Genomic DNA, 26,172 nt, shown 5'->3' on the forward strand with positions numbered 1-26,172 from the left:
CCGGGCTTATCACGACAGCCGGGACCACTTTCGGTCCCGCTTACGTCACAGGATGGGGCTCGACGAGCGCCCACAGCACAAGGCCACTGGCCCGCGATCATCCTACTGAGCAGCACGGATGCCGATGTTGGACCACCACGGCCGGCGTGACCCTCGTCCACTGGGTTCAGGAGTCAGGGTGAGCCAGTGGGTGGGGTTGGTGGGGTCGAAGGTGCGGGCGGCGTCGATGTAGGGGTCCATGGAGGCGCGGGAGTGCCAGCGGCCGTGGCGTTGGACGTCGCGTTCGGGGACGCCGGCGGCGATGGCTTCGGTGGCGAACCCGCGCCGCAGGCTGTGTCCGCCCCACAGGTCGGCGTCCTCGAGCCCGGCCGCGGCGGCGCGGCGCTTGATGATCTCTGCGATCGAGTTGCGGTGCAGTCCACCGGCGCGGGGGCGGCGGCCGTAGCGGTCGATGCCGCGCCACGCGGGTCCGTCGAGGATGCCGTGGGAGCCGAGCAGGTCGCGCCAGCGGGTCCAGGCGGCACTGGCGTCGAGCAGCGTCGATTCGTCGCTCCCCTCCCCCACCACTAATTCCGGGGAGGGCGCGGCGATGCCGATCGTCGTGCCCGCGCCGTGCTGGTCGGTCTTGGAGCGGGACAGGTGCACGGAGAGGCCCTGGTCGGAGGGGTGCAGGTCGGCCATCTGCAGGCGGGCGAGGTCGTCGGTGCGCAGCGCCGCCTTCCACCCGACCAGCAGCAGCGCGTGGTCGCGGGCGTCCGCGAGCACCTCCTCGGGCTTCAGCAGCCGCAGCAGTTCGACCAGCGGCTCTCGGCGGGCGGCGGCGCGGCGGCGGGTGGGGGCGACACCGGGGTGGCGGCGGATGCCGGTGATGGTGCGCCGGACCGCTTCGGCCTGGACGGGGTTGTCGAGCTGCGCGGTCTGGTGGACCACCGAGATCGCCGCGAGGTAGCCGGACAACGTGCCTGGTCGCAGGCCTTTCCGCTCGCACACCTGCCCGGCGATCACCGAACTCGACGGGTCGGCCGGGGTGGCCGGGCGCCAGACCGAGGCGAGGTCGGCGAGGAACCGGGCCACGGTCAGCGGACCCGCCGGCAGCGCCCGCTCCCCCACCGCCGCGCACCAGGTCTCGAAGCGGCGCCACTGCCGCTCGTAGGCCGACCAGGTGTTCGCCGCCCGGGCGCCGCGCGCGTAGGACTCGGCGCGGACGGTGATTCAGTTCCCGCAGTCGGCTGCACTGATCCTCGAAGTCGGCTGCACCCGCGGTGAGACTCGTGGCTCGATCCTGGCAGCAGCGGCGGGGCTGCCGCTGTCTCGGGCGTAGCGGTCATTTTCTTGACTGTTGCATCTCTGGCCTACCGCTCCGTCTCGCGTTCGACCGGTGAGCGGCCGCTCTGATGACCTCCATCGCGTTCATGGTCGCGGTAGTTCCGCACCAGAGCGTTCTACGTTGATCGAGACCTGACGGGTGCCTGCGCGGCGGCGGGCCTGGCGGGCGATGACGCCGGCGGCGGTGGCGATCACGATGACGTCGAAGAGCAGTTGGGCGATGACGACGGCCCGGGCCATCTGGCCGACCGGGTGGATGTCGCCGAACCCGACTGTGGTCAGGGTGGACAGCGCGAAGTAGAGGGCGTCGGTGCGGGTGGCGAGCCCGTCGAACTGGCCCTGCTGGGTGGTCGCGACGAGGTAGTCGGCGGCCGCGGCGAACAGGACACCGGCGACCACGGCGACGAGGAGTCCCTCGACGCCGCGGCCGCTCGTGGTGTCGTCGCTGTGCCGCGCGACGCGCCGGGCGATGGCCCGGCCCAGTACGACGAACCCGACCAGGACGACGGCGAGCCGGACCCACAGCATGGGGTCAGCGCGGTCCCCGCCGAGCGGGACGACGTAGTAGAGCACCACGAGAACGGTGATGTCGCGGAGCGCGCGCCACGTCATCCCGATCGCTCCCGGACCGGCGGGCGAGGTCAGGCTGTGTGTGCCGCGGTGGGCCGCGCGGTCGGCGCGGGCGCGGCGCTCGCGGGAGCGGTGGCCTTCTCGCGGGTGAACCCGCTGATGATCGCGACGATGCCGTGGGCGACGAGAAGGATGCCCAGGACCCAGGCCAGGCTGACAGCGCTCGTCACGGGCGCGGACAGCACGATGATGCCGCCGATCACGCCGATGAGGCCGGCGACGATCGCCCACCCCCGGCCCTTCTCGCCACGCCCGGAGATGCCGGTGACGATCTCCACGATCCCGTTCGCCAGCCAGAAGGCGCCGAGGACCAGGGTCAGGACGACGATCGTCTGCAGGGGCGAGCGCAGGCAGATCACGCCGACGATCACCGACAGGATGCCGACGACGATGGCGAGGACCTTCGTGCCGGTCGATGCGTCGGGGACGGCGAAGGCCGCGACGATGCGGAAGACTCCGAGCACGAACAGCTGCACGGAGAACACCACGGCCAGGGTCAGCAGGGTCGCCCCGGGCCAGGACAGGGCGGCGAGGCCGGCGATCAGGCTCAGCACGCCGTAGGCGATCGTCCACCACTTCGATGCACCGATCGAAGCGACGCGGTCAGTGATGTCGACGCTCTTGGCGGTCGCTCCGGACTCGCTCATGGCTGCACTCCTTGGATTCGGGTTCTCGATATCGTCGAGTCGAGCGGGTCGTCATGCCTCATCCGCAACGGATGACCTCCCCGAGTTCAGTCGGGCAGCCGGTGCATGTCGGTCATGTCGAGTCCGAGCAGGCGGAACCGGGTGAGCAGGCCGTGGAGCTGGGCTGCGTCCTCGACCCGGCCGAACAGCGTCGTCGAGGAAGAGGTCCGGGTGAGGTGCGGGAATTCGGCGACGACGTCGTCGGGCACCTGGTCGGTGAACGTGAACTCGTAGCGCACGGGCCCTCCTGGGATCAGTCCGGGAGGCGGTGGACGTCGACCAGCTCGAGGCCGAGATCGCCGAAGCGAGCGACGATGGCCCTGAGGTGGGCGGGATCGCGGACGTTTCCGAACAGACGCGTCCGGGCCGCTGGGCTCTCGACGCGGTCGAGCTCGGGGAACGCGGCGACGGCGGTGTCCGACAACCGCGACGCGACCGAGAACTCGTAGCGCATGCTCGCTCCATTCTCTCCACCAGAGACACCGACCGTGACAGGCCTGGGACGGATGCGCGTCGTCCGCTTCGGATGACCGTTGCGCCGACTTGCGCGACGCGGGTCGAGCAGCCTCACGCGCTGGAATGGTGAGCAGGTGCCGGGCCGGGGTCGTTCCCCACCGGCGCAGCGCTCTCGGCAGCTCCCGGCCGGTCGGGCCGACGCGGCTTGCTCGCGAGCAGCCCGGAGATCCAGCGGGTGTTCGGGTCGACGTCGAGCAGCAGGGCCTTGACCAGCAGGGTCAGCGGGATGGCGAGGACGGCCCCGAGGGGGCCGATGACGAAGGACCAGAAGGTCAGCGAGAGGAACGTCAGCGTCAGGGAGAGGTCGACGGCTTCGCCGACGTACTTGGGCTGGATCACCGATTGGATCACGAAGTTGATCACGATGTAGACGACGATCACGATGAGCATGAGTTGTGGGCCGCCCTCGAGAAGGGCGAGCAGGGCCGGCGGAGCGAGCCCGATGACGAAGCCGACGTTGGGGATGTAGTTGGTGACGAACGCCAGCAGACCCCAGAGCAACGCCAGGGGGACACCGACGGCCCAGAGGAACACCCCGTCGATCGCAGCGACGATCAACCCGAAGACGGTGGAGACCAGCAGGTAGCTGCGGGTACCGGCGACGAACCCGCCCAGCGCAGTGACCACCGCGGTCCGCTGGCCACCCGCCTCGGCGAGCCGACGGGAGAAGTGCGCCGCGTCGAGGCCCATGAACACCACGACGAAGAGGAGGAACACCAGGTTGGAGAAGGTTCCGGCGACACCGATCACCAGGCTGCTGACCAGCCCCGCGATCTGCCCGAAGGAGACGTGTCCGAGCAGCTCCTGCAGCTGCTCGGGTCCGACCCCGAGGCCGGCCAGCCAGGCCTGCGCGTTGGTGATCAAGGTGGCGAACCGGCCCTGGTAGGTGGGCAGCAGCGTGCCGAGCCGTGCGATCGAGACGGCGAACATCGCGGCCAGTCCGATGATGATGACGGCGAGTGTCAGCAGCGTGACCGCGACGGCGAGCCATTGGGGTGCGCCGCGGCGCCGGAGAATCCCGGTGAGCGGGTGCACGCCGATGACCATGACCAGCGCGAGCAGCACCGGCGCCAGGATCGAGGCGAACTGCTGCAACGCCAGGGTCGTGATGAGCAGCCCGGTGATCCCGAGGACGAGGATCAGGCCCCGGGGCAGTGCGGCCGCGGGCGTCACCGCCGGCGAGTCGGGCGCGGATGTGGACGAGCCGTCGACGGTCATGGTGGGGGTCCTCGTGTCCGGTGGGGCGGCCCAGGGTCGGTCCCCGTCATCGTCTCGGGCGGGCGCCCTCACCCACCTCGTCCCTCACGAATGATCCCCGGCGTGCACACGATGTGACGCAATGTCACATCGCGACTTGGCGTTAGGCCAAACGGTGTGCAGCATGGCTCCTTGCGCAGACGTGGACCACGAGCCGGGGGGCTTGAGGTGATCGTTCTTGGGGAGCGTGATGTCGACCGTCAGCAGGCCACCGGATGGTCTCTCCTCGGCGACCGCGCTCAAGATTCGCGTTCCCCGGCAACCGCGGGGCACCATCGCGCGCCCCGAGCTGGAGGCGAAGCTCCACTCACCCGTCGTCAACCCCCCGGATGGACCCTCACCGGTCGTGCTGGTCACGGGGGCGGCGGGCGCCGGTAAGACCACCCTGGTCTCCGGGTGGGCGGCGCGTCGGCCCCCCGGCGAGGGGATCGCCTGGGTGACGCTCGATGCCGCGGACGACGTGACCACCCTCTGGAACGCGCTCCTCGCCGCGGTCGGCCGTGCCGGGGTGCATCCACGTCCGGGCTCCATCGCTCAACTCAACGGGCCGCGCCCGGGGGAGGTGGGCAGCTTCGTCGCCGAGATCGCCGAATCGTTGGCCGAGTGCTCGTGTCCGTTGTGGCTCGTGCTCGACGAGATCGAGCACCTGACCGATCCCGACGCCGTCAGAAGCCTCGAGCTCTTCCTGCGGTGGGTCCGGGAACCGGTCAGGATCGTGCTGGTCGGGCGCAGCGATCCGCCGATCGCGCTGCACCGGCAGCGGTTGGACGGGCGGCTCGTCGAGGTCCGCGGCCGTGACCTGGCCCTGTCCGAGGTGCACGCCGTCGAACTCCTCGCCGACTACGGAATCCGACTCGACGAGGGCGATCTCCGACTGCTGCTGGGGCGGACGGAAGGCTGGGCCGCCGGGGTCCGGTTGGCCGCCCTCGCCCTGGAGAGCTCGGAGGACCCGCACCGCCATCTCGTCGACTTCGCCGGAGACGATCGAGCGGTGGCCGACTTCCTGGTCGGCGAGGTCCTCGCCTCCCAGGCCGAGGACGTTCGGGAGTTCCTGCTCCAGACGTCGATCTGCGACGCGGTGTGCCCGTCGCTCGCGACGCAGCTCACGGGCAGGGACGACGCCGGTGCCGTCCTCGACGAGCTCGCCCGCCGCAACGCGCTCACCGTCGAGCTGGGTGGGCACAACGGTTGGTTCCGTTATCACCTGCTGTTCGGCAGCTACCTGCGCGCCGAGCTCGAACGGCGCTCGCCGAAGGAGAAACGGGAACTCCATCGCGCTGCCGCCGCATGGTTCGAGGAACACGGCGATCCCGCGCGTGCCCTCGAGCACTCCGAGGCAGCCGGCGACATCACCCGGCTCGTGATTCTCACACGTCGCCACGGACTCGGTGCGCTGCTGGCGGGCCGGGCCGCGGACCTCGGCAGGATCACGACCGCCGTCCCTCCCGACGGCCACGTCGAACCGGCCGTCGCTCTGCTCGGCTGCGCCGTCGCACTCGACCGTGGGCAGACCGACGAGGCGGACCGACGGCTCGCCCAGGTCCCAGCCGGCGGTCTCGATCCGGCCGACGATGCCCTCCGCGCCGCCGTGGTGCTCTGGCGGGCCCGGCTCGCGGGTGACCACGACAAGGAGCTGGCCGCCCTCGAGGACACCGTCGCGGGACGCTCCGGCGACCGCGATCTCGACATGCTCGCGCTCGCCGAGCGCGGAATGAGCCGGTCCTGGTCGGGCCGGCTCGACGAGGCCGAGAGCGATCTCAACGAGGCCCTTGCCCGGGCGAGAGCAGACGGGCGCGACCACCTCGCGCTGCCGTGCCTGGCGCACCTGGCCGCGCTGGCCTCGGCTCGAGGGGACCTGATCGAGGCCGCCCGGCGCGCCGAGGACACGATCTCCTCTGCGACCTCGCGTGGATGGTCACGCAGCGCCGGATGCTCGTGGGCGTACCTGGCGCGCGGCCTGTCGGCGTACCAGTCTCTCGACGACGATCAGGCTCGCCCGGACGCGGTCATGGCTCTCGAGCTGACAGAGCACGGAGCCGACCCGACGACCCGGTGGGCCGCAGCCTCCCTGGAACTCGCGACGCGCTTGCTGGTCACCGACGACCGTCACGCGGTAGCGGCGGAGGCGGGGAAGCTGTGGGCCGAAGGGGGCGCCGCCCACGTGGCGCCTGCGTTCGTCGCCTATGCGGCCCCCGCGCATTTCCGGATGTGTATGCAGGTCGGCGAACGCGATCATGCTCGGCGGATCGTCGACATCACCAGGCAACGGCTCGGGGACGTCGGCGAGGTCAGGCTGCTCGAGGCGAGCCTGGCGGTGACGCGCGGGCGCGGGCAGGAGCGCCGACCACGGTTGCGCGAGGTGCTCGACGGCCGGATCCGGTGTGTCACTCCCACTGCACTGGTGTCGGCATGGCTGCTCGAGGCGGTCCTCGCCGACGTCGTCGGCGACCGCGCGGCAGCTCAGAGGTGTGTGGCGGAGGCGCTGACGATCGCCATGCCGATCCGCGGCCTGCGGAGTTTCGCCGAGGGCGGGCAGCCCGTGCGGGATCTCCTCGCGACCGGCGCCGGTCGCTTCGGGCGCGCGGAGGCGTTCGCCGCTCAGATTCGTGACGCACTGCACCCGGGCCCGAGTCCGGCGGCGACCCTGCTCACGGTGCGGGAGCGAGAAGTTCTGGCCGAGCTGCCCTCGATGCGGACCGCGGGCGAGATCGCCGAAGGCATGTTCGTCTCCACGAACACGGTCAAGACACACATGCGCAGCATCTATCACAAGCTCGGCGTGCCCCACCGGCGCGGAGCGGTCGGCGAAGCGCGCCGGCAGGGACTGATCTGAACGCGGCTTCTCATCCGGTCCGCATGAGGTCACCAGGCCGGCGGTGCCGCGAGCATGGCCGCCGACCAGTCCGACATCGGGCACCGACCGACTGACGTCTCGGCGTGGTCCGGGTGGAGGTGAGGAGATCTCGTGGGCCAGGCCATCGGCGGTTCCCTCCCGCTGGCCATCGGTGTGGCGTTGAGCCCGGTACCGATGATCGCAGTCGTCCTGGTATTGACCTCCCGCCAGGCGCGGTCCAACTCGCTGGCCTTCGTGATCGGCTGGCTCACCGGCCTCGCGGTGGTCGGGACGATCGTCCTCACCGTCGCAGGGGAAGCCGACGCGAGTGTCGACGGTTCGCCCGCCGCCTGGGTCAGCTGGGCCAAGATCGTGCTCGGTGCAGGGCTGCTGCTGATCGCGGTCCGCCGGTTCCGGGGCAGGCCCCGGAACGGCGACGAAGCAGCTCTGCCGCGGTGGATGGCGACGGTCGACACGATGAAGCCGGTCGCGGTGTTCGGCCTGGCGGCGGCCAGCCCGAAGAACCTCCTGCTCGCGACGAGCGCGGGCGCGGAGATCGCACAGAGCGGCATCCCCACCGCACAGCAGGCGGTCGCCTACGCCGTCTTCGCACTGATCGCCTCGATCGGGGTGGGGACCCCCCTGGCCATCTACTACGCGATGGGGCGGCGGTCGCAGGTGCTGTTGGCCTCGCTCAAGAGCTGGCTGGGCCACCACAACGCCGTCATCGTGTCCGTGCTCTGTCTGGTCCTCGCCACCAAGCTCATCGGCGAAGCCATCGGTGCTCTGACGAGCTGACCTCATCCGCGACAGGTGATGCCGGCCGATCCCGTAGCGCAACAACCTTGTGGCACCCGAGCCGTCGGCGCGATGAGCGCGGATCGGCCATCCTCATGAACCTGGAGACCCGGACGTGACCGAGCTCGACGACGCCAACGACAGCGACTTCGCCGACGCGGACCGGGGCTTCCTCGGGACGCTGGACGACCCCGTCGTCACCGCGGCCGACGGACACGTGGTCTGGGACTGTTCCAAGTTCGACTTCATCACCGGCGACGCCCCCGACACGGCGAACCCGAGCCTGTGGCGCCAGGGCAAGCTCACCGCCAAGCACGGTCTCTACGAGCTGACCGAGGGCGTCTACCAGGTGCGTGGCCTCGACCTCTCCAACATCTCCCTCGTCGAGACCGACACCGGGGTCATCGTCATCGACGCCCTCACCTCCAACGAGACCGCAGCAGCGGCCCTGGCGCTGTACCGCAAGCACCGCGGCGACCGACCGGTGAAGGCGCTCATCATCACGCACTCACACGTCGACCACTACGGCGGCACCGCCGGCCTCGTCGACGCCGACACCCCGATCTACGCCCCCGCCGGCTTCCTCGAGCACGCGGTGTCGGAGAACATCTACGCCGGCCCGGCGATGGGTCGTCGGGCCAACTACATCTACGCCGCGGGCCTCCCGGCCGAGCCGGCCGGCCAGATCGGCGTCGGGCTGGGCATCAGCATCTCCAACGGCACGATCTCGCTGCACGCCCCGACCATTGACGTCACCCACACCGGCCAGGAAGCCCTCATCGACGGCGTCCGGGTCGTCTTCCAGGTCACCCCGGGCACCGAGGCCCCCGCCGAGATGAACTTCTTCTTCCCCGATCATCGCGCGCTCTGCATGGCGGAGAACGCCACTCACACCCTCCACCAGATCCTGACCCTCCGCGGGGCCGAAGTACGGGACGCCCGCGCCTGGTCGCGATACCTCGGGGAGGCGCTGCGTCTGTTCGGCGCCGACACCGACGTGGTGTTCGCCTCCCACCACTGGCCCACGTGGGGAACAGACCGGATCACCACCTACCTCCGCCAGCAGCGCGACATCTACGCCTACATGCACGACCAGACCCTGCGGCGCATGAATCAGGGGCAGATCGGCACCGAGATCGCCGAAGAGTTCACCCTTCCCCCGGCGCTCGAGCGGGTCTGGAACGTCCGCGGCTACTACGGGTCGTTCAGCCACAACGTGAAAGGCATCTACCAGCGCTATCTCGGCTGGTACGACGGCAACCCGGCCCACCTGTGGTCGTATCCGCCGGAGCAGGAGGCGACCCGCTACGTCGAGTTCATGGGCGGCGCGGAACAGGTCCTGGAGAAAGCACGCAAGTCGCTCGCCGACGGCGACCTGCGCTGGACCGCCACCGTCACCAGCCACGTCGTGTTCGCCGACCCGGACAACACCGAGGGCCGCGAGCTGCTCGCCGCCGCCCTGGAGAAGCTCGGCCACGGCGCTGAGAACGCGCTGTGGCGCAACATCTATCTACGAGGCGCCCAGGAGCTGCGCGACCCGCCCGCCGTGCGGGCCCCCGAGTTCGCGTCGCGCGAGGTCCTGGCCGCCCTCACGGTGGAGCAGATGTTCAACTCGCTCGGCGCCCGGATCGACGGTCCCCGCGCAGCGGAGGCCCAGGTCTGCATCGACTGGGTCTTCACCGACCTCGGACGCACCTACCGCACCGAGCTCTCCCACGGCGCGCTCATCCACGACGACGCCGGCTACGGAAGCAGCGAGCCAGGCCTGACGATCACACTGACCAAATCGCAGCTGATCACCGTCATCAGCACCGGCACACTCGACTCGCTGCCATTCGAAGGCGACCCCGGTGTCGTGAAGACACTCCTGAGCCTGCTCGACAGCGTCGATCATCAGTTCCCGCTCGTCCTGCCCTGACAGGTGCCGGGCCCCGGCGGAACGACGGAGCCGCGCAGCGCGAACGGCCATCGGTCGGTGGCTCGTCCACGACGAACGCTGCGCCACGCCCCCGGTGCCGTGTCGCCTCGATTCCGATGCCGGAGACACGAAAGGAACGAGACATGAGCGAGCTCGCGACCCCGCAAACGTCCCGTCACGGGGCGATGTCATCGGCCGCGGCCGCGGCCGACGGTCGTCGGTCATGAATGGCCGACCCGCCCCGATGAACCGGTCGATCGAAGCAGAACCCCGGGAGAGCAGCCGAATCGCCGGCGGCGGAACGAACCGTGTGCTCTCCCTGGTGGGGACACACTGGTTACCGCTACTCCTGGCCGTCGTCGTGGCGTTCTTCATCGGGCAGAACCGCGACCGAATCTCGATCCACCTGTTCTGGATTCAGCTGCAGGCGCCCCTGTGGTGCGTCCTGGCGATCACCGGACTCGTCGGGGCACTGATCGCGACACTCGTCGCAGCCCAGCGGGCCTGGCGACGTCGCACGGCGCGATCAGCACCCAGGAGTTAGACGGCCTTCCCTCGGCCTTCAGGCCCGCGCACATCTCACTCGTTTCGGAGGAGGTCGGCCCGTCGACGGTACTGCCATCGTCGTCGCGGACAGGGCGAGCGAGGTACGAGGGAAACGCCGCCGTGGTCCTGAGCTCAGAGATTCGTGACCTGACCATGACGAGAGGCGCTCAACGGATGACACCACGTCGTACCGCCCGGTCGCTGGCCTGCCTGCTCATCGTGCTCGCCGCGACGGCGTGCTCTTCGGCCGCCACACCAGCCGCGGCGCCGGCTGAGTCGGATGTCGTGCAGACCGTGGCCGCACAGGTCGACCCGAGTGCCGTCACCATCCTGACCGACGGCGGCAACGGTAGCGGCGTGGTGTTCGACGCGGACGGACTGATCGTGACGAACGAGCACGTGGTTCGCGGACGCACCGACGTCGAGGTCGCGTTCGTCGACGGGCAGCGCGTGGCGGGAACGGTGCGCGCGACCGACCCGGTCACCGACATCGCACTGGTTCAGGCGCAACGGCGAGGTCTACCGGCCGCTCGCTTCGAGCCGGCGCCGCCGGTGGTCGGGAGCCTGGCGATCGTGATCGGCAGTCCCCTGGGCTTCGAGAACAGCGTCACCGCGGGAGTCATCTCGGGGCTGCACCGAGAGGTCCCCGGCAGTGCCGCATACGGCCAGTCACTCGTCGATCTCATCCAGACCGACGCCGCGATCAGCCCAGGCAACAGCGGGGGCGCGCTGGTCAACCCGGCCGGCGCGGTCACCGGTATCAGCCTGGCCTACATCCCGCCGCAGTCCGGGGCGGTATCCATCGGGTTCGCCATTCCCGCAGCCACCGTGCTCGACGTCGTCGACCAGTTGCAGCGCACCGGCCGCGCCACCCATGCCTTCGCCGGGCTCGCGCCGGCGGCCATCACCCAGCAGATGGTCGATCGGCTCGGACTGCCCGACACCAACGGCGTGATCACCGCCGGGGTCGTGCCCGGAGGCCCGGCCGCCAGGGCCGGGATCCGCGCCGGCGACATCATCCGCAGCGTGAACGGCACCCCCGTCACGACACCGGAGAGCTTCCAGGCGGCACTCCGGACGCGACAGCCGGGCGAGTCGGCGACCCTGGGCATTCGAGGGATCGACGGACAAGAACGCAACGTCACCATCACCCTCACCGACCGACCCGCTGTCAGCGGCTGAGCACTCGAGTCACCGAAGCACCCGACCCGGGAACACCCAGGCCCGTTCGCCCGATCAGCACGTGCCGCTTCCCCGGAGCAGCGAGCCTGCGCGCCTGTTGCTCCGCCATGCCCGGTCCCGGACCGCCGCGCCCCTGATCCCGACTCGAGTCGAACCGCCGACCACCGACAACACGGAGGACAACATGGGCGTCCCGCTCTGGGTCTGGCTCGTCACCATCGGCGTGACGATCGCGTTCTTCGTCATCGAGTTCATCGCGCACGTGCGGACCCCGCACGAGCCGACCATGCGGGAGTCGACCATCTGGTCGGCCTTCTACATCGGCCTCGCGCTGCTCTTCGGCGTCGGGATCGGCACGGTCAGCGGATGGGAGTTCGGAGCGGAGTACTTCGCGGGATACCTCACCGAAAAAGCCCTCTCGGTCGACAACCTGTTCGTGTTCCTGCTGGTGATGAGTGCGTTCGCGGTACCCAAGGCCTACCAGCAGAAGGTGCTGCTGATCGGCATCGTGATCGCACTCGTCATGCGCGGCGGGTTCATCGCCGTCGGCGCGGCTCTCATCGAGAACTTCTCGTGGATCTTCTACCTGTTCGGCGCGCTCCTCCTGGTCCTGGCGTGGCGCCAGCTCCAGCACGACAACGAGGACGACGCCGGCGACAACGCTCTCACCCGCTGGTCCCGGCGAGTCCTGCCCGTCACGGACGACTTCCGCGGCGACCGGCTATTCGTCACAGAACACGGCAAGCGGTGGGTGACGCCGCTGTTCATCACTGTTCTCGCCATCGGCGTCGTCGACCTGATCTTCGCCGTCGACTCGATCCCGGCCATCTACGGCCTCACGGAGGAGGCGTATATCGTCTTCACGGCGAACGCCTTCGCCCTCATGGGACTAAGGCAGCTCTACTTCCTGCTCGGCGGAGTACTGGAACGACTGATCTACCTCGCGCAGGGTTTAGCGTTCATCCTCGCCTTCATCGGCGTGAAACTGGTTCTGCACGCGCTGCACGTCAACGAACTGCCGTTCATCAACGGCGGCGAGCCAGTCCTGTGGATCCCAGAGATCCCGACCTGGCTCTCGCTCGTCGTCATCGCCGGCGCAATCGCAGTAGCAACGGTGGCCAGCTTGATGACGACCCGCGGGAAGGTGACCGACCCGGCCTAGGTCCCGCCCGCGCGGCTTCCCGACATCAAACGAGCCAGTGGGTGGGGTTGGTGGGGTCGAAGGTGCGAGCGGCGTCGATGTAGGGGTCCATGGAGGCGCGGGAGCGCCAGCGGCCGTGGCGTTGGACGTCGCGTTCGGGAACCCCGGCGGCGATGGCTTCGGTGGCGAACCCGCGCCGCAGGCTGTGTCCGCCCCACAGGTCGGCGTCCTCGAGCCCGGCGGCGTGGGCGCGCCGTTTGATGATCTCGGCGATCGAGTTGCGGTGCAGTCCACCGGCGCGGGGGCGGCGGCCGTAGCGATCGATCCCGCGCCAGGCGGGGCCGTCCGTGATGCCGTGGGAGCCGAGCAGATCGCGCCAACGGGTCCAGGCGGCACCGGCGTCGAGCAGCGTCGATTCGCCACTCCCCTCCCCCGCGCTGACTTCTGGTGAGGGTGCGGCGATGCCGATGGTGGCGCCGGTGCCGTGCTGGTCGGTCTTAGAGCGGGATAGGTGCACCGAGAGGCCCTGCTCGGAGGCGTGCAGGTCGGACATGTGCAGCCGGGCGAGGTCGTCGGTCCGCAGCGCCGCCTTCCACCCGACCAGCAGCAGCGCGTGGTCCCGGGCGTCCGCCAGCAACTCCTCCGGCTTCAACAACCGCAGGACCTCGACCAGCGGCTCGCGACGGGCAGCAGCCCGGCGGCGGGTCGGCGCGACGCCGGGATGACGGCGGATGCCGGTGATGGTGCGCCGGACAGCTTCGGCCTGGACCGGGTTGTCGAGCTGCGCGGTCTGGTGGACCACCGAGATCGCTGCCAGGTAGCCGGACAACGTGCCTGGTCGCAGGCCCTCCCGCTCGCACACCTGCCCGGCGATCACCGAACTCGACGGGTCGGCCGGGGTGGCCGGGCGCCAGACCGAGGCGAGGTCGGCGACGAAGCGGGCAACCGTCAACGGGTCCGCCGGCAGCGCCCGCTCCCCCACCGCCGCGCACCAGGCCTCGAAGCGGCGCCACTGCCGCTCGTACGCCGACCAGGTGTTCGCCGCCCGGGCGCCGCGGGCGTAGGACTCGGCCCGCGCGGTCAGCTCGTCGCGCACCTCGACGACGGCACCGAGCTCGTCGTCGGAAACGACCTCAGGGAGCTCCGCGGCGGTCACCGGACCAGCCTCGCAGCCCCGAAAGCCCAGGTTCGAGAGGCGCGCAGCGCCAACCGGGCAGATACGGCGGTTGTGCACAGTTGGCAACGTGAGCAGGAAAGTACCGTCCGGTCGGGTTCCACGAACGGGCTACTCTGATCCGGCGACGGGCATCTGCACCGGCCGCCGTCGGGGGACGGCCGGGCGGATGCCCGTCGCGCGTCCGCGCCCGGAGAATGAACGAGCCCGGGCCGTCAGGTCGGGGGTCTGACGGCGCCGGGCTCGCAGATGGATTCGCTCCGGGAACGCCAGGCGTTATCGAGCTTTGATGTGACCACGGTCACATGGGTTGCTCACTGTGCCGGCGGCCCCGAGAACGCCCCGAGGAACCGGTCGCGGAAGGCCTCCATCGGCCACGTCGGGGCGTCCGTCGCCGGACGCAGGCCGGGCGTGAACCCCCAGGCACCGACCCGCTCGAGGACCGCCGGGTCGCGGCTGAGCACCGACAGCGGGACGTCCCGCCCGGCACCGCGCCCGGTGACCGTGAGCGCCGGCTGGTGGTCGCCCACCACGACGACGACGAGGTTCGGGTCGGCCGAGCGCTGCACCCACGAGGTGAGGGCGTCCATCGTGTAGGCCACCGAGTGCGCGTAGTCCGCACGGACCTGCGCGTCGTTGCGCCCCACGGCGCCGGGGACGGACTGCCCCCGGAACACCGAGCCGTCGCCGATCGCGTCCCAGTCGACCATCCGCGGCAGCGGCGTCCACGGCGCGTGGCTCGACACGAGGTCGACCTCGGCCATCACCGGCCCGCGGTCGGCCCGGTCGAGCTCCATCCGCGAGAGCCGGTCCAGGACGACCTGGTCGGGCATCGACGCCCAGCCGAACGACGGCCCGCGGTAGCCGAGGTCGTGCACGGAGTACGCCCGCTGGTAGCCGTAGAACCGGCCCTCCGGCCAGGCCCGGGTGGTGCCCGGCTGCATCGCGACCGTCTCCCACCCCGCCCGCGCGAAGGCGGCGGACAGCGTGAACCGGTCCGAGGACGTCAGCGTGAGGTAGCGCTGCTGGTTGTCCACCCGCAGCCCCGACAGCAGGGTCGCGTGCGCGAGCCAGCTGCCCGAGCCGACCACGCTCGACGTCAGGAAGCCGCTGCGGGCGCCGTAGCCCGCCCCGTCGAGCCGGGCCTGGCCAGCGTCCAGGGCGGGGTCGACCGTGCCCGCGAGGCCCGGGTCGGTGAGCGCCGAGCGGCCGTAGCTCTCCACCACGGCGACGACGACGTCCTTGCCGCGCAGCGCGCCGAGCAGGTCCGGCCCCGGCGTCGCGGCCCAGGCGTCGGTGCCCGCCTCGGCCCGGAACCGCTGGGCGTCGGCGAGCGCGGTCCGGGTCCGGTCGACGCGGTCGACCGCCGCGGCCGCCGTGGTCGCCGCCGCGACCGGGACCCCCGGCGCCGCGGTGAGCCCCGCGACCGCGCCGACGAGCCACACCCCGCCGAGCGCCGCCAGCACGCGCAGCGACCCCCGCCGGTGCCGGGCCGCGGCGCCCGCGACCCGCCGCGCGGCGAGCCCGACGCCCCCGACGAGCACCACGGCGAGGACCACCGCGCCCACCACCGCCGCGACCTCGGCCGCCGGACCGTAGGTCGAGCCGACGAAGCCGACGCCGTCGGAGATCAGCGGGCTGTCGAGGATCGGGTCGAACGGGCGGGCCAGGACCGAGACGAACCCGACGTCGAACGCGGTGAGCACCGCACCCAGCCCGATCGCGACCCCCGCCACGAGGGCGAGCGGCCGACGCCACCGGTCGGGCAGGAGCAGCAGCAGCGCGAGCCCGGCGATCCCCTCGATCGGCAGCCGCAGGTAGGAGCCCCACACCAGCGCCGACGGGTCCCGCGGGGCCACGAGTGCGACCGTCAGCACCAGCACGGCCAGCCCGGTCGCCAGCCCCCGCCACCACGAGAAGTCCTTCCCGACGACGGGACTGGCGCGTTCGGTCGGTCGCGGGTGGCGCGCCAGGTACTCGACCGACACCCCGAACGACCACACCAGCGCCGCGAGCGCGCCGCCGACCAGCACCGTCTCCGCCCAGCCCGGCAGGAGACGGGTGCTCGCGACCACGAGCGCGACGCCCTGCAGGGCCGCGACGACCTTGGCCGAGTACCGGGTCGGGAGCTCCCCGCGCAGCCACGGCCACACCCAACCGGCGGCGACGAACAGGTAGCGCATCCCGCCGACCAGCAGCACCCACGGCCCGAGGTCGGCCGCGACGTGCACCGCGAGCAGGAGCAGCAGGAACGCGTCGGTCTCCATGTCGAACCGCGCGCCGAGGTCGGTGCAGGTGTCGGTGCGGCGCGCGACCCACCCGTCGACCGCGTCGAGGGCGAGGGCGGTGACGGCGAGCCCGACGAGGACGGCGGTCGGGATCAGCCGGCCCGCGAGGTGCTGCACCGCGAGGGCAGTCACTCCGGCGACGAGGACCAGCCGGAGCAGCGTGACGGTGCCCGCCGGGCCGAGCGAGCGGGCCCCACTGCGCGCCAGCATCGCGAGGCCGAGGACCAGCACGAGGAGCCCCCCGAGGAGCCCGACGCCGCCCAGACCGGCCGTCGTGCGCAGGACCGCGAGCAGCCCCAGCCCGACCGCACCCGCCGTCGGGAGCTGGAGGGCGAGCGGGGGGTGCAGGACCCGCTGCGCTCGCGCGGGGGTCGCGTCTCGACCGGCCATGGAGCACGATCCTCCCCGATCCCGTGACCCGATCGTGGTGGAGGAACTCTGTACTCCGCACGCACCTTTCGCGTACTCCGTCCCGGCGAGTCCGCGGTGGTCGACGTCGACCTCCCGGACCCCGGTCCCGACGACGTGGTGGTGCGGACGCGCTGGTCGGCCATCAGCCGCGGGACGGAGCTGCTCGTGTACCGGGGCGGGGTGCCGGCCGGGCAGGCCGAGCGGATGCGGGCGCCGTTCCAGGTGGGCGACTTCCCCGGGCCGGTGACCTACGGCTACCTCGCCGTGGGCGTGGTGGAGTCGGGCCCGGCGGAGCTCGTCGGGCGCGACGTGTTCTGCCTGCACCCGCACCAGACGCGGTTCGTGGTGCCGGCGTCGGCGGTGTCGGTGGTCCCGGACGACGTACCCGCGGGGCGGGCGGTGCTGACGGGGACGGTCGAGACCGCGGTGAACGCGCTGTGGGACGCCGGACCGCGGGTCGGCGACCGGATCGCCGTCGTCGGGGCCGGGATGGTCGGGTGCTCGGTCGCGGCGCTGCTGGCGACGATCCCGGGCGTGCGGGTGGAGCTGGTCGACGTCGACGCGTCGCGGGCGTCCGTGGCGGCGGCGCTCGGCGTCGGGTTCGCGGCCCCGGCGGACGCGCTCGGCGACTGCGACCTGGTGTTCCACACGAGCGCCACGTCCGCCGGCCTCGCCCGGTCGCTGGAACTCCTCGGCGTCGAGGGCGAGGTGATCGAGATGTCCTGGTACGGCGACCGTGAGGTGTCGGTGCCGCTCGGCGAGGGCTTCCACGCGGGGCGGCTGGCCGTCCGGTCGAGCCAGGTCGGGATGGTCTCGGGCGCCCGGCGGGCCCGGCGCACCTACGCCGACCGGATGGCGCTCGCGCTGCGGCTGCTCGCCGACGACCGGTTCGAGGCGATCGTCACCGACACCGTGCCCTTCGAGACGTTGCCGGAGACCATGGCGCGGCTCGCCGCCGGGGCACCCGGGCTCGCGGTGCGGGTCGACTACGGAGGAGCCTGATGTTCTCGGTGACGGTCCGCGACCACGTGATGGTCGCCCACAGCTTCCGCGGCGAGGTGTTCGGCCCGGCGCAGGCGCTGCACGGCGCGACCTTCGTCGTCGACGCCACGTTCCGCCGTCCCGAGCTCGACGCCGACAACATCGTCGTCGACATCGGCCTCGCCACCACCGCGCTCGGCTCTGCCCTCGAGGACCTGCGCTACCGCAACCTCGACGAGGTCGAGGCCTTCGGCGGCGAGAACACGACGACGGAGTTCCTGGCGCGGGTGATCGCCGACCGCCTCGCCGCCGCGATCCACGGCGGTGAGCTCGGCGAGGGAGCCAAGGCGATCGCGACGATCGCGGTGGAGCTGCACGAGTCGCACGTCGCACGGGCGGGCTACGAGCGGGCCCTGTGACGGTGCACGTCGTCGTCCCGGACGACGTCGACACGGTCCCCAGCGGCGGCAACGTCTACGACCGCCGGGTCCTCGAGGTGTCCGGGTGGCGGGCGCTGCGGGTGCCGGTCGGGGACGGTCCGGCGCTGGGTGCGGCTCTCGCGGCGGTTCCCGACGGCGGGTCGGTGCTGGTCGACGGGCTCGTCGGCAGCCGCTTCCCGGAGGTGCTCGCACCGCACGCGGCCCGCCTGCGCGTCGTCCCGCTCGTGCACCTGCCGCTGGCCGACGAGCGCGGACTCTCCCCCGCCCGGGCCCGCGAGCTGCGCGCGCTCGAGACCGCGACCCTCGGCCACGCCACCGCCGTGGCCGCAACGAGCCGGTGGACGGCGACGCGACTCGGGGCCTTCGGCGTGGACCCCGCGGCGGTGGTCGTGGCACCGCCGGGCGCCGATCCCGCGTGCGCCGCGCCCGGATCGGCGGTGACCGGCGCGCGGCCCCACCTGCTGTGTCTCGGTGCGCTCACCCCGACCAAGGGACAGGACCTGCTCGTCGAGGCCCTCGCCGCGGTGCGGGACCGGGACTGGACGTGCTCCCTGGTCGGGCCGGTCGACCGCGACCCGGGGTTCGTCGTCCGGCTGCGGGCGCGGGTGGTCGCGCACGGGCTGGCCGACCAGGTCACGGTGCGGGGGCCGCTCGTCGGCGGTCGCCTCGACGCGGTGTGGGCGGCGACCGATCTGCTGGTGGTGCCGTCGCGGACCGAGACGTTCGGGATGGTGGTGACGGAGTCGCTCGCCCGGGGCATCCCGGTCCTGGCGGCCGACGTCGGCGGGATCCGCGAGGCGGGACCGACCGTCTTAGTGCCCGCTGAGAACGTTGGTGCGCTCGCCGGAACCCTGCGGGACTGGCTGGTGGACCCGGTGCGCCGGTCCGGGTGGACGCTCTCAGCGTCCGCGCGTCGGGGCAGGCTGCAGTCGTGGATCACGACCGTGCACCGGCTGCGCCCGGCGGTGGAACCCGGGCCAGGGCCCGCCTGAGCGAGCCCGGCTCCCCCGTCTGCACCCCGGACTGGCTGACGCTGCGCGAGCCCGCCGACCACGCCGCCCGGTCGGAGTCGCTCGCCGTCGAGCTGGACCGGTGGCTGGGGTCGGACGAGACGGTGGGGTCGGACGACACGGTGGTGGTGCGAGACCTCGGGTGCGGGACCGGCTCGATGGGGCGGTGGCTCGCCCCACGGCTGCGCGCGCCGCAGCAGTGGTTCGTCCACGACCGCGACGCCGATCTGGCCCGCCGGGCCGCCGCGTCGCTGCCCGTCCCGGCCACCCCCGTCGTCGGGAACGTGGAGTCGATCGACCTGACCGGGACCGACGTGGTCGTCTGCTCCGCGCTGCTCGACCTGCTCACCGCGGACGGGCTCGAGGCGCTCGTCGACGCCTGTGCCGCGGCCGGGGCGGCGGTGCTGTTCACGCTGTCGGTGTCCGGGCGGGTCCGTTTCGACCCGGTCGATCCCGAGGACGCCCGGCTCGCGGCGGCGTTCGACGCGCATCAGCGTCGTGACCGCCTCGCGGGGCCGGACGCCGCCGACCTGGCCGCCGACGCACTCGCGCGGGCCGGGCACGTGGTCCGGCGGGAGCCGTCCCCCTGGCGGCTCGCGGGCGGGAGCGACGGCAGTCGGCCGCTCGCCGAGGAGTGGCTGCGCGGCTGGCTGGACGCCGCGGCCGTGCAGGACCCGTCGCTCGACGTGGACGGTTACCTCCCGCGGCGGCTGGCGGCGCCGTTCGCGGTCGAGGTGGGCCACACCGACGTCCTGGGGCTGCCGCGGTGAAGGTGGTCAGGCTGCTGGTCGGGGCGCTGCTGGTGGGCGCGGTCGTCGTGCACCTCGGGACGGGCGCGGTGCTGGACGGACTGCGCGCGGTGTCGGGCGGTGCGGTGCTCGCGGCCCTCGGGATCGGGCTGGTGACGACGGCGGCCGCGGCGGCCCGGTGGTGCCTGGTCGCGCGTGGGGTGGGGCTGCGGCTGCGCTTCCCGCGGGCGCTGGCCGACTGCTACCGCGCCCAGTTCCTCAATTCGGTGCTGCCCGCCGGGGTGCTCGGTGACGTGCACCGGGCCGTCGACCACGGGCGGCGCAACGCCGACGTGGCGCGCGGGGTGCGGGCGGTGGTGATCGAGCGGGTCGCGGGCCAGGTGGTGGTGGTCGCGGCGTGTGCGGTGCTGCTGATCGCCCTGCCGGCGCCGGTGCGGGACCGCGTGGAGCCGGTGACGGTGCTGTGGGTGCTCGCCGTGGCGGCGGCGGTGGCCCTCGCGGTGGTGCCGTGGGTGCGGCGGCGCCCGGACGTGGTGGTCCCGGCGCAGCGGACCGGCTCGGCGCCGGGGTCGGTCCCGGGGTCGGTCCCGGTGTCGGTCCCGGGGCAACGGACCGGCCCGATGGCGGGGTCGGCGGTGGGTTCCTCGAGGGCCGGGCAGGTGGCCGGGCCGGCGGCGGCGTCCGGTCGGGGGTGGGTCGACCCGGTGGTGCGGGCGGTGGCCGCGTTCGGGGCCGACCTGCGGGCCGGGCTGTTCCGCCGCGGGACCGGACCCGGCGTCGTGGTCCTCTCGCTCGTCGCGACGGCCGGGCACCTGGCGCTGCTGGCCGTCGCCGCGGGACCGGTCGCACCGGTCGAGGTGCTGCTGCCCCTCCTCGCGCTCGCCCTGCTCGCGATGGGGCTGCCGATCAACGTGGGCGGCTGGGGACCGCGCGAGGCGATGATGGCCGCGTCGTTCGGTGCTGCGGGCCTCGGAGCCGCGGCGGGCCTGACCGCCGCGGTGACCTATGGCGTCCTCGCCCTCGTCTCGTGTGCGCCGGGCCTGGGGGTGCTCCTGCTCGGCCGAGTCGCGCTGCCCCGTCCGGCGGATCGGGACACGGCCGCTGTGCCGAACTCCGGTCGCCTCACATATCGGACACGTCCCGCGTCAGTAGCGTGACGCCGATGCTCATCCTCGTGCGCCACGGCCAGACGCAGGCGAACCGCCACGGGTTGATGCTGGGCCGCGCCGACCCGCCGTTGTGCGACTCGGGGCTCGAGCAGGCCGCGGTCCTCGCCCGGGGCCTGCCGCGTCCGGCCCGGCTCGTGTGCAGCCCGCTCGTCCGGGCCCGCCAGACCGCCGCGTGCTTCGGGGTGCCGGTGGAGCTCGACGACCGGTGGATCGAGATGGACTACGGCCGGCTCGACGGCTGCGCGGCCTCGGAGCTCGACGCCGCCGGGTGGCAGGCGTGGCGCGACGACCCGCACCACGTCCCGGCCGGCGGGGAGTCGATGGCCGCCGTCGGCGAGCGGGTGCGGGACGCCTGCGCCGACCTCGTGGCGGACGCGGCCGCGGCGGACGTCGTGGTGGTCAGCCACGTCTCCCCCATCAAGGCGGCGATCGCGTGGGCGCTCGGGGTCGGCGACGAGGTCGCGTGGCGGATGTGGGTCGAGGACGCGGCGGTGTGTCGGATCGACACGTCCGGCTCCACCCCACGGCTGCTCGCCTTCAACGACCACGCCGTCCACGCCGCGGCACTCCAGCCCTCGCGGTAGGTCACGCCCTCCGGTAGGTCACGCCTTCCGGTAGGTGCAGACGAGCGTGCCGGTGGCGGCCGTCGTGGCCTCGACCAGTTCGAGGCCGCGGCTGTTCCCCGTCGTCGGGAAGATGGACTTCCCGCCGCCGAGGAGCACCGGCTCGATCATGAGGCGGTACTCGTCGACGAGGTCGGCGTCGACGAGCTCGCGGACGACCGACGGGCTGCCCATCACCAGCAGCCGCCCCTCCCCCTCGGGCAGGCGACGCGGGTCGGCGAGCACGGTCGAGTTCGCCCACGCGCTCGCGTCGGTGAGGGAGCGGCTCACGACGTACTTCGGGATGGCGTTCATGCGGTCGGCGAACGGGTCGCCGGCCTGGGCCGACCACACCGGCCCCGACACCTCCCAGGTCCGCCGACCGAACAGCATCGCGTCGGCCGAGGCGAGCGCGTCGTTCCAGGCCGCGCCCATCACCTCCGGGTCGAAGTAGCGCATCGACCAGCCGCCGTGGGCAAATCCGCCGTCACGATCCTCGTCGGGGCCGCCGGGTGCCTGGACGACGCCGTCGAGGCTGGTGAAGGCGGTGACGACGATGTGCATGATGTCCTCCGGTGTCATGGCGGCTCGCGGTACACCGGTGCGTCGGACGGGGCCGCTCGGTTTCGACAGGGAGGTCGGAGGAATCTCGTGATCTTCTCGAGCGACCGTGACCCGCGGCTGGTGACGATCCACCGCGGCGGGACCCTGACCGACGAGGACCACCATCTCCTGGCCCTGTGGGCGGCGACGTGTGCCGAGCACGTGGTCGGGCTCTTCGAGGCGGTCCGGCCCGACGACGCCCGGCCGCGCGAAGCGATCGAGGCGGTCCGCGCCTGGGTGCGGGGTGAGCTCCGGATGATGGAGTCCCGGGCGCTCGGGGGTCACGCGATGGGTGCCGCACGCGACCTGTCCGGCGCGGCCCGGTTCGCCGCCTACGCGGCCGGCCAGGCAGGAGCGGTCGCCCACGTCGCCGAGCACGACCTCGGCGCGGCCGCCTACGCGATCAAGGCGGTGCGCGAGTCGGTGGCGGCGGACGAGCGCGAGGACGCCGGACGCCAGGAATGCGCCTGGCAGCGGGCCCAGCTGCCCGAGGCCGTGCGCGAGCTCGTGCTGTCCGACCAGGAGCGCCGCAACCACCTGTGCTGGTCGGTCTTCACCTGAGGCAGCTCAGAACGGTGGGTCGTCGTCGACCGCCATGATTCGAACACTAGGACGAACCCCCGACAGTCACGGCCGAGAACGCCCACCTCGGAGGACAGCCCGAGATCACGAGATGATCACGATCCGCAGGAGCCGATCAGGAGGCCGAGCACCACTCCCGCACCGACCCGCCGTCGGGAAGACTCATGCTCGATGACCGATACCACCCTGCGCGGACCCAGCCGCTTCCACGGGGTCCTCGAACGCATCGCCGAAGCCCGGCGGGGCGACTCGTCGGAGACCCTCGCCGCGGTGTTCCTGCTGGTCGCGACGCTGCTCGCCCTCATCTGGGCCAACTCGCCGTGGGGCTGGACCTACGACGTCTTCTGGCACGGCCACATCGCGATCTCGATCGCCGGGACGGGCATCGACCTCGACCTGCAGCACTGGGTCAACGACGGCCTGATGGCGCTGTTCTTCTTCGTCATCGGGCTGGAGGTCAAGCGGGAACTGGCGATCGGGGAGCTGCGCGACCGGTCGCAGGCCGCGGTCCCGCTCGCGGCGGCGATCGCCGGGCTGGCCCTGCCGGCGGTGCTGTTCCTGCTGCTGAACCCGTCGGGACCGGCGGCCGCCGCGTGGGGCGTGGTCATCTCCACCGACACCGCGTTCCTGCTGGGGGCGCTCGCCGTCGTCGGGCCGGGGCGGGCCGAGCGGCTCCGGATCTTCCTGCTGACGCTCGCGGTCGCCGACGACGTCGGGGCGCTCGCGATCATCGCGCTGGTCTACACCGACGAGCTCCACTGGATCCCGCTGCTGGTCGCGGTCGTGGGGCTCGCCGCGGTGTGGCAGCTGCGCCGCCTGCAGGTCTGGCGCGGCGGGGGCTACCTCGTGGTGTCGCTGGTGACGTGGGTGGCGCTGCACGAGTCGGGCGTGCACGCGACGCTCGCCGGGGTCCTGATCGCCCTGCTGCTGCCGGTCTACCCGCCGCGGCGCCGCGAGGTGGAGCGGGCCGCGGAGCTCACGCGCCGGTTCCGGCAGTCACCGAACCCGGAGTACGCCCGCACCGCGCGGCTCGGGCTGGACCGGGCGGTGAGCGTCAACGAACGCCTCATGCAGCTCTTCCAGCCCTACACGGCGTTCATCATCGTGCCGCTGTTCGCCCTGGCCAACGCGGGTGTCGCGCTCGACGGCGAGACCCTGGCCGCCGCCGCGACCTCGCCGCTGACCTGGGGCATCGTCCTCGGCCTCGTCGTCGGGAAGTTCATCGGGATCAGCGGGGCCACCGCGCTGCTCAGGCGGAAGCTGCCGCCCGGGCTGACCATGCCGCAGGTCGCGGGCGGGGCGGCGCTCTCCGGGATCGGGTTCACGATCTCGCTCTTCATCGTCGACCTCGCGCTCGCCGACGAGCCGGCGCTGGCCGACCAGGCCCGCATCGGCGTGCTGGCCGCCTCGGCGCTCGCGCTGGTGCTCGGCACCGTGGTGTTCAAGGCCGCCCCGCAGCCCGAGGGTCCGTCCCTCGACCTGCTCCGCCCGGTCGACCCGAAGCGGGACCACATCCGCGGACCGGTCGACGCCCCGCTGACGATCGTCGAGTACGCCGACTTCGAGTGCCCGTTCTGCGGGAAGGCGACCGGCGGCATCCGGCAGGTCCGGGAGCACTTCGGCGACCGGCTGCGCTACGTCTTCCGGCACTTCCCGCTGCACGAGTACCACCCCGATGCGCAGCAGGCGGCCGAGTTCGCCGAGGCGGCCGCCGAGCAGGGCCGGTTCTGGGAGGCGCACGACCACTTCTTCGCCCACGCCGACGCGCTCGACCGCGACAGCCTCTACGCGCACGCCACGGCGCTCGGCCTCGACCAGGACCGGCTCGAGGAGGACCTGCGCGACGGCGACACCGCCAACCGGGTCTCCGACGACGAGATCGACGCACGGACCAGCGAGCTGCCCGGCACCCCGACGTTCTTCCTCGGGGTCACCGGCCGGACCCCGCAGCGCCTCGAGGGGCCGCACGACGCCGCGACCCTCATCGCCGCGCTGGAGGCGATGGAGGCCGCGGCGAGCCGGTGAGACCCGGCTCCGGAGGACTCAGACCTGCGGCTCCCAGAACCGGAGCCACAGGGTCTGCGGGGCCCGGTTCAGCTCGGTGAGCACGTGCTCGGCGAGCGGCTTGTCGGTGTCGGTGACGACGTAGCCCTGCTCCCCGCGGGTGGACAGTGCCTGCCCGATGACGTTGGCGCCGCTGTCCGCGAGCAGCTTGTTCAGGCCGGCGAGGACACCCGGCTCGCTGGAGTGCAGGTAGCCCATCCGGTAGGCCCCGGGCGGGTTCGGCGGCATGACCTCGGGGAGGTTGACCGACAGCGCGGTCGACCCGCCACCCACGAAGCCCAGGAGCTTGGTGGACACGAAGTGCCCGATCTCCTCCTGCGCCTCGGCGGTCGAGCCGCCGACGTGCGGGGTGAGGATGACGTTGTCGAGGCCCCTCAGCGGCGACTCGAACGCGTCACCCTGGGCCTTCGGCTCCACCGGGAACACGTCGATCGCCGCGCCCGCGACGTGCCCGGAGAGGATGCACTCGCGCAGGGCGTCGTAGTCGACGACCATGCCGCGCGAGGCGTTGATGAAGATCGACCGTGGCTTCATCGCGGCGAACTGCTCGGCGCCGAACAGGCCCGCGTTCCCGGGCCGGCCGTCGACGTGGAGGCTGACCACGTCCGCCTCGGCGAGCAGCTCCTCCAGCGAGCCCACCCGGGTCGCGTTGCCGTGCGCGAGACGGTCGGCGGTGTCGAAGAAGATCACCCGGAGGCCGACGGCCTCGGCGACGTTCGACAGCTGGGTGCCGATGTTGCCGTAGCCGACGATGCCGAGCGTGCGACGGCGGATCTCGTGGCTGCCCTTGGCCGACTTGTCCCAGATGCCCTCGTGCATGCGCTGGGTCTTCTCGGTGAGCCGCCGCGCGAGCGCGATGATCTCGCCGAGGACGAGCTCGACGACGCTGCGGGTGTTGGAGAACGGCGCGTTGAACACCGCGATCCCGCGCTGGGCGGCGGAGGCGAGGTCGACCTGGTTGGTCCCGATGCAGAAGCAGCCGACCGCGAGCAGGTCCTTGCCGGCGTCGAGCACCTCGGCGGTGACGGTGGTGTTGGAGCGGATCCCGAGCAGGGACACCCCCTCGAGCGCGTCGACGAGCTCGGCACCGGACAGGGACCCGGGCCGCGCGTCGACCTCGAGCCCGGCGCGGCGGAACGCCTCGGCAGCGGTCGGGTGGATGTTCTCGAGCAGGAGCACCTTCACCCGGAGCACCCTAGGCCGGTCTGCCGCCCCTGTCGGCCCCCTACGCATCAGTACGGGGCGCTGACCGGGCGAAAGGGCGCA

General features: G+C 72.3%; 24 protein-coding genes. 14 read left to right on the forward strand and 10 right to left on the reverse strand.

Annotated elements, in window-relative coordinates; all coding sequences use genetic code 11:
* Positions 1–102: 102 nt before the first annotated feature.
* The 6 genes from BJ983_RS11265 to BJ983_RS11290 form a co-directional block, all read right to left on the reverse strand.
* Positions 103–1,110 carry a site-specific integrase gene (locus BJ983_RS11265; protein WP_179793877.1) on the reverse strand — a complete coding sequence of 336 codons (1,008 nt, stop codon included), beginning with the start codon at positions 1,108–1,110 and terminating at the stop codon, positions 103–105.
* A gap of 300 nt (positions 1,111–1,410) precedes the next feature.
* Positions 1,411–1,938 carry a potassium channel family protein gene (locus BJ983_RS11270; RefSeq protein ID WP_179793878.1) on the reverse strand — a complete coding sequence of 176 codons (528 nt, stop codon included), beginning with the start codon at positions 1,936–1,938 and terminating at the stop codon, positions 1,411–1,413.
* Between the two features lie 29 nt (positions 1,939–1,967).
* Positions 1,968–2,603 (reverse strand): HdeD family acid-resistance protein, encoded by a 636-nt coding sequence (locus BJ983_RS11275; RefSeq protein WP_179793879.1) that lies wholly within the window; start codon positions 2,601–2,603, stop codon positions 1,968–1,970.
* A gap of 86 nt (positions 2,604–2,689) precedes the next feature.
* Positions 2,690–2,881, reverse strand: coding sequence for a hypothetical protein (locus BJ983_RS11280; protein ID WP_179793880.1), 192 nt, complete (start codon positions 2,879–2,881; stop codon positions 2,690–2,692).
* Between the two features lie 14 nt (positions 2,882–2,895).
* Positions 2,896–3,213: a hypothetical protein gene (locus BJ983_RS30170; protein WP_218890226.1), complete on the reverse strand. Its 318-nt coding sequence runs from the start codon at positions 3,211–3,213 to the stop codon at positions 2,896–2,898.
* Positions 3,210–4,376 (reverse strand): AI-2E family transporter, encoded by a 1,167-nt coding sequence (locus BJ983_RS11290; RefSeq protein WP_179793881.1) that lies wholly within the window; start codon positions 4,374–4,376, stop codon positions 3,210–3,212. The genes BJ983_RS30170 and BJ983_RS11290 overlap by 4 nt, the downstream gene beginning before the upstream one ends.
* A gap of 229 nt (positions 4,377–4,605) precedes the next feature.
* Here BJ983_RS11290 and BJ983_RS11295 point away from each other — a divergent pair, with 229 nt between their 5' ends.
* From BJ983_RS11295 to BJ983_RS11320, 6 genes are all read left to right on the forward strand, one after another.
* A complete protein-coding gene (locus BJ983_RS11295; protein WP_179793882.1) occupies positions 4,606–7,248 on the forward strand; it encodes a winged helix-turn-helix domain-containing protein in 2,643 nt (880 codons plus the stop codon).
* Positions 7,249–7,380: 132 nt separating this feature from the next.
* Positions 7,381–8,046: a GAP family protein gene (locus BJ983_RS11300; RefSeq protein WP_179793883.1), complete on the forward strand. Its 666-nt coding sequence runs from the start codon at positions 7,381–7,383 to the stop codon at positions 8,044–8,046.
* Between the two features lie 115 nt (positions 8,047–8,161).
* Positions 8,162–9,964 carry an alkyl sulfatase dimerization domain-containing protein gene (locus BJ983_RS11305; RefSeq protein WP_179793884.1) on the forward strand — a complete coding sequence of 601 codons (1,803 nt, stop codon included), beginning with the start codon at positions 8,162–8,164 and terminating at the stop codon, positions 9,962–9,964.
* A gap of 244 nt (positions 9,965–10,208) precedes the next feature.
* Positions 10,209–10,508, forward strand: a complete 300-nt coding sequence (locus BJ983_RS32700; RefSeq protein ID WP_218890227.1) for a lipopolysaccharide assembly protein LapA domain-containing protein — start codon at positions 10,209–10,211, stop codon at positions 10,506–10,508.
* A gap of 221 nt (positions 10,509–10,729) precedes the next feature.
* Positions 10,730–11,692 (forward strand): S1C family serine protease, encoded by a 963-nt coding sequence (locus BJ983_RS11315; protein ID WP_343054029.1) that lies wholly within the window; start codon positions 10,730–10,732, stop codon positions 11,690–11,692.
* Between the two features lie 184 nt (positions 11,693–11,876).
* On the forward strand, positions 11,877–12,854 hold the full coding sequence (locus BJ983_RS11320; RefSeq protein ID WP_179793886.1) for a TerC family protein: 978 nt from the start codon (positions 11,877–11,879) through the stop codon (positions 12,852–12,854).
* A gap of 25 nt (positions 12,855–12,879) precedes the next feature.
* On the opposite strand, the gene BJ983_RS32250 is transcribed toward BJ983_RS11320, so the two are convergent.
* Positions 12,880–13,989, reverse strand: a complete 1,110-nt coding sequence (locus BJ983_RS32250) for a tyrosine-type recombinase/integrase (protein WP_179793887.1) — start codon at positions 13,987–13,989, stop codon at positions 12,880–12,882.
* Positions 13,990–14,321: 332 nt separating this feature from the next.
* Complete coding sequence (locus BJ983_RS11330; RefSeq protein ID WP_179793888.1) at positions 14,322–16,685, reverse strand: CDP-alcohol phosphatidyltransferase family protein; 2,364 nt, start codon at positions 16,683–16,685, stop codon at positions 14,322–14,324.
* A gap of 48 nt (positions 16,686–16,733) precedes the next feature.
* Here BJ983_RS11330 and BJ983_RS11335 point away from each other — a divergent pair, with 48 nt between their 5' ends.
* Genes BJ983_RS11335 through BJ983_RS11360 form a run of 6 tightly spaced genes read left to right on the forward strand, consistent with a single transcriptional unit; the run spans position 16,734 to position 21,639 of the window.
* A complete protein-coding gene (locus BJ983_RS11335) occupies positions 16,734–17,708 on the forward strand; it encodes a zinc-dependent alcohol dehydrogenase (RefSeq protein WP_179797671.1) in 975 nt (324 codons plus the stop codon).
* Positions 17,708–18,106, forward strand: coding sequence for a 6-pyruvoyl trahydropterin synthase family protein (locus tag BJ983_RS11340; RefSeq protein WP_179793889.1), 399 nt, complete (start codon positions 17,708–17,710; stop codon positions 18,104–18,106). The genes BJ983_RS11335 and BJ983_RS11340 overlap by 1 nt, the downstream gene beginning before the upstream one ends.
* Entirely contained in the window at positions 18,103–19,119 is a 1,017-nt protein-coding gene (locus BJ983_RS32255) for a glycosyltransferase (RefSeq protein WP_179793890.1), read from the forward strand. The genes BJ983_RS11340 and BJ983_RS32255 overlap by 4 nt, the downstream gene beginning before the upstream one ends.
* The gene (locus BJ983_RS11350) at positions 19,059–19,907 is read left to right on the forward strand and encodes a methyltransferase domain-containing protein (RefSeq protein WP_343054031.1); all 849 of its coding nucleotides are present in this window, start codon (positions 19,059–19,061) and stop codon (positions 19,905–19,907) included. The genes BJ983_RS32255 and BJ983_RS11350 overlap by 61 nt, the downstream gene beginning before the upstream one ends.
* Entirely contained in the window at positions 19,904–21,043 is a 1,140-nt protein-coding gene (locus BJ983_RS11355; RefSeq protein WP_343054032.1) for a lysylphosphatidylglycerol synthase domain-containing protein, read from the forward strand. The genes BJ983_RS11350 and BJ983_RS11355 overlap by 4 nt, the downstream gene beginning before the upstream one ends.
* Before the next feature lie 5 nt (positions 21,044–21,048).
* The gene (locus tag BJ983_RS11360) at positions 21,049–21,639 is read left to right on the forward strand and encodes a histidine phosphatase family protein (protein ID WP_179793891.1); all 591 of its coding nucleotides are present in this window, start codon (positions 21,049–21,051) and stop codon (positions 21,637–21,639) included.
* Positions 21,640–21,657: 18 nt separating this feature from the next.
* Here the strand turns inward: BJ983_RS11360 and BJ983_RS11365 are convergent, their stop codons facing one another.
* A complete protein-coding gene (locus BJ983_RS11365) occupies positions 21,658–22,239 on the reverse strand; it encodes a dihydrofolate reductase family protein (RefSeq protein WP_246325566.1) in 582 nt (193 codons plus the stop codon).
* A 69-nt stretch (positions 22,240–22,308) separates the two neighbouring features.
* Here BJ983_RS11365 and BJ983_RS11370 point away from each other — a divergent pair, with 69 nt between their 5' ends.
* Complete coding sequence (locus tag BJ983_RS11370; protein ID WP_179793892.1) at positions 22,309–22,821, forward strand: putative immunity protein; 513 nt, start codon at positions 22,309–22,311, stop codon at positions 22,819–22,821.
* A gap of 192 nt (positions 22,822–23,013) precedes the next feature.
* Positions 23,014–24,867, forward strand: a complete 1,854-nt coding sequence (gene nhaA / locus BJ983_RS11375) for a Na+/H+ antiporter NhaA (protein ID WP_179793893.1) — start codon at positions 23,014–23,016, stop codon at positions 24,865–24,867.
* An 18-nt stretch (positions 24,868–24,885) separates the two neighbouring features.
* Here nhaA and serA read toward each other — a convergent pair whose 3' ends face one another.
* Positions 24,886–26,091: a phosphoglycerate dehydrogenase gene (serA, locus tag BJ983_RS11380; RefSeq protein WP_179793894.1), complete on the reverse strand. Its 1,206-nt coding sequence runs from the start codon at positions 26,089–26,091 to the stop codon at positions 24,886–24,888.
* Positions 26,092–26,172: the final 81 nt, after the last annotated feature.

The sequence above is a fragment of the Actinomycetospora corticicola genome (assembly GCF_013409505.1).
GTDB classification, from domain to species: domain Bacteria; phylum Actinomycetota; class Actinomycetes; order Mycobacteriales; family Pseudonocardiaceae; genus Actinomycetospora; species Actinomycetospora corticicola.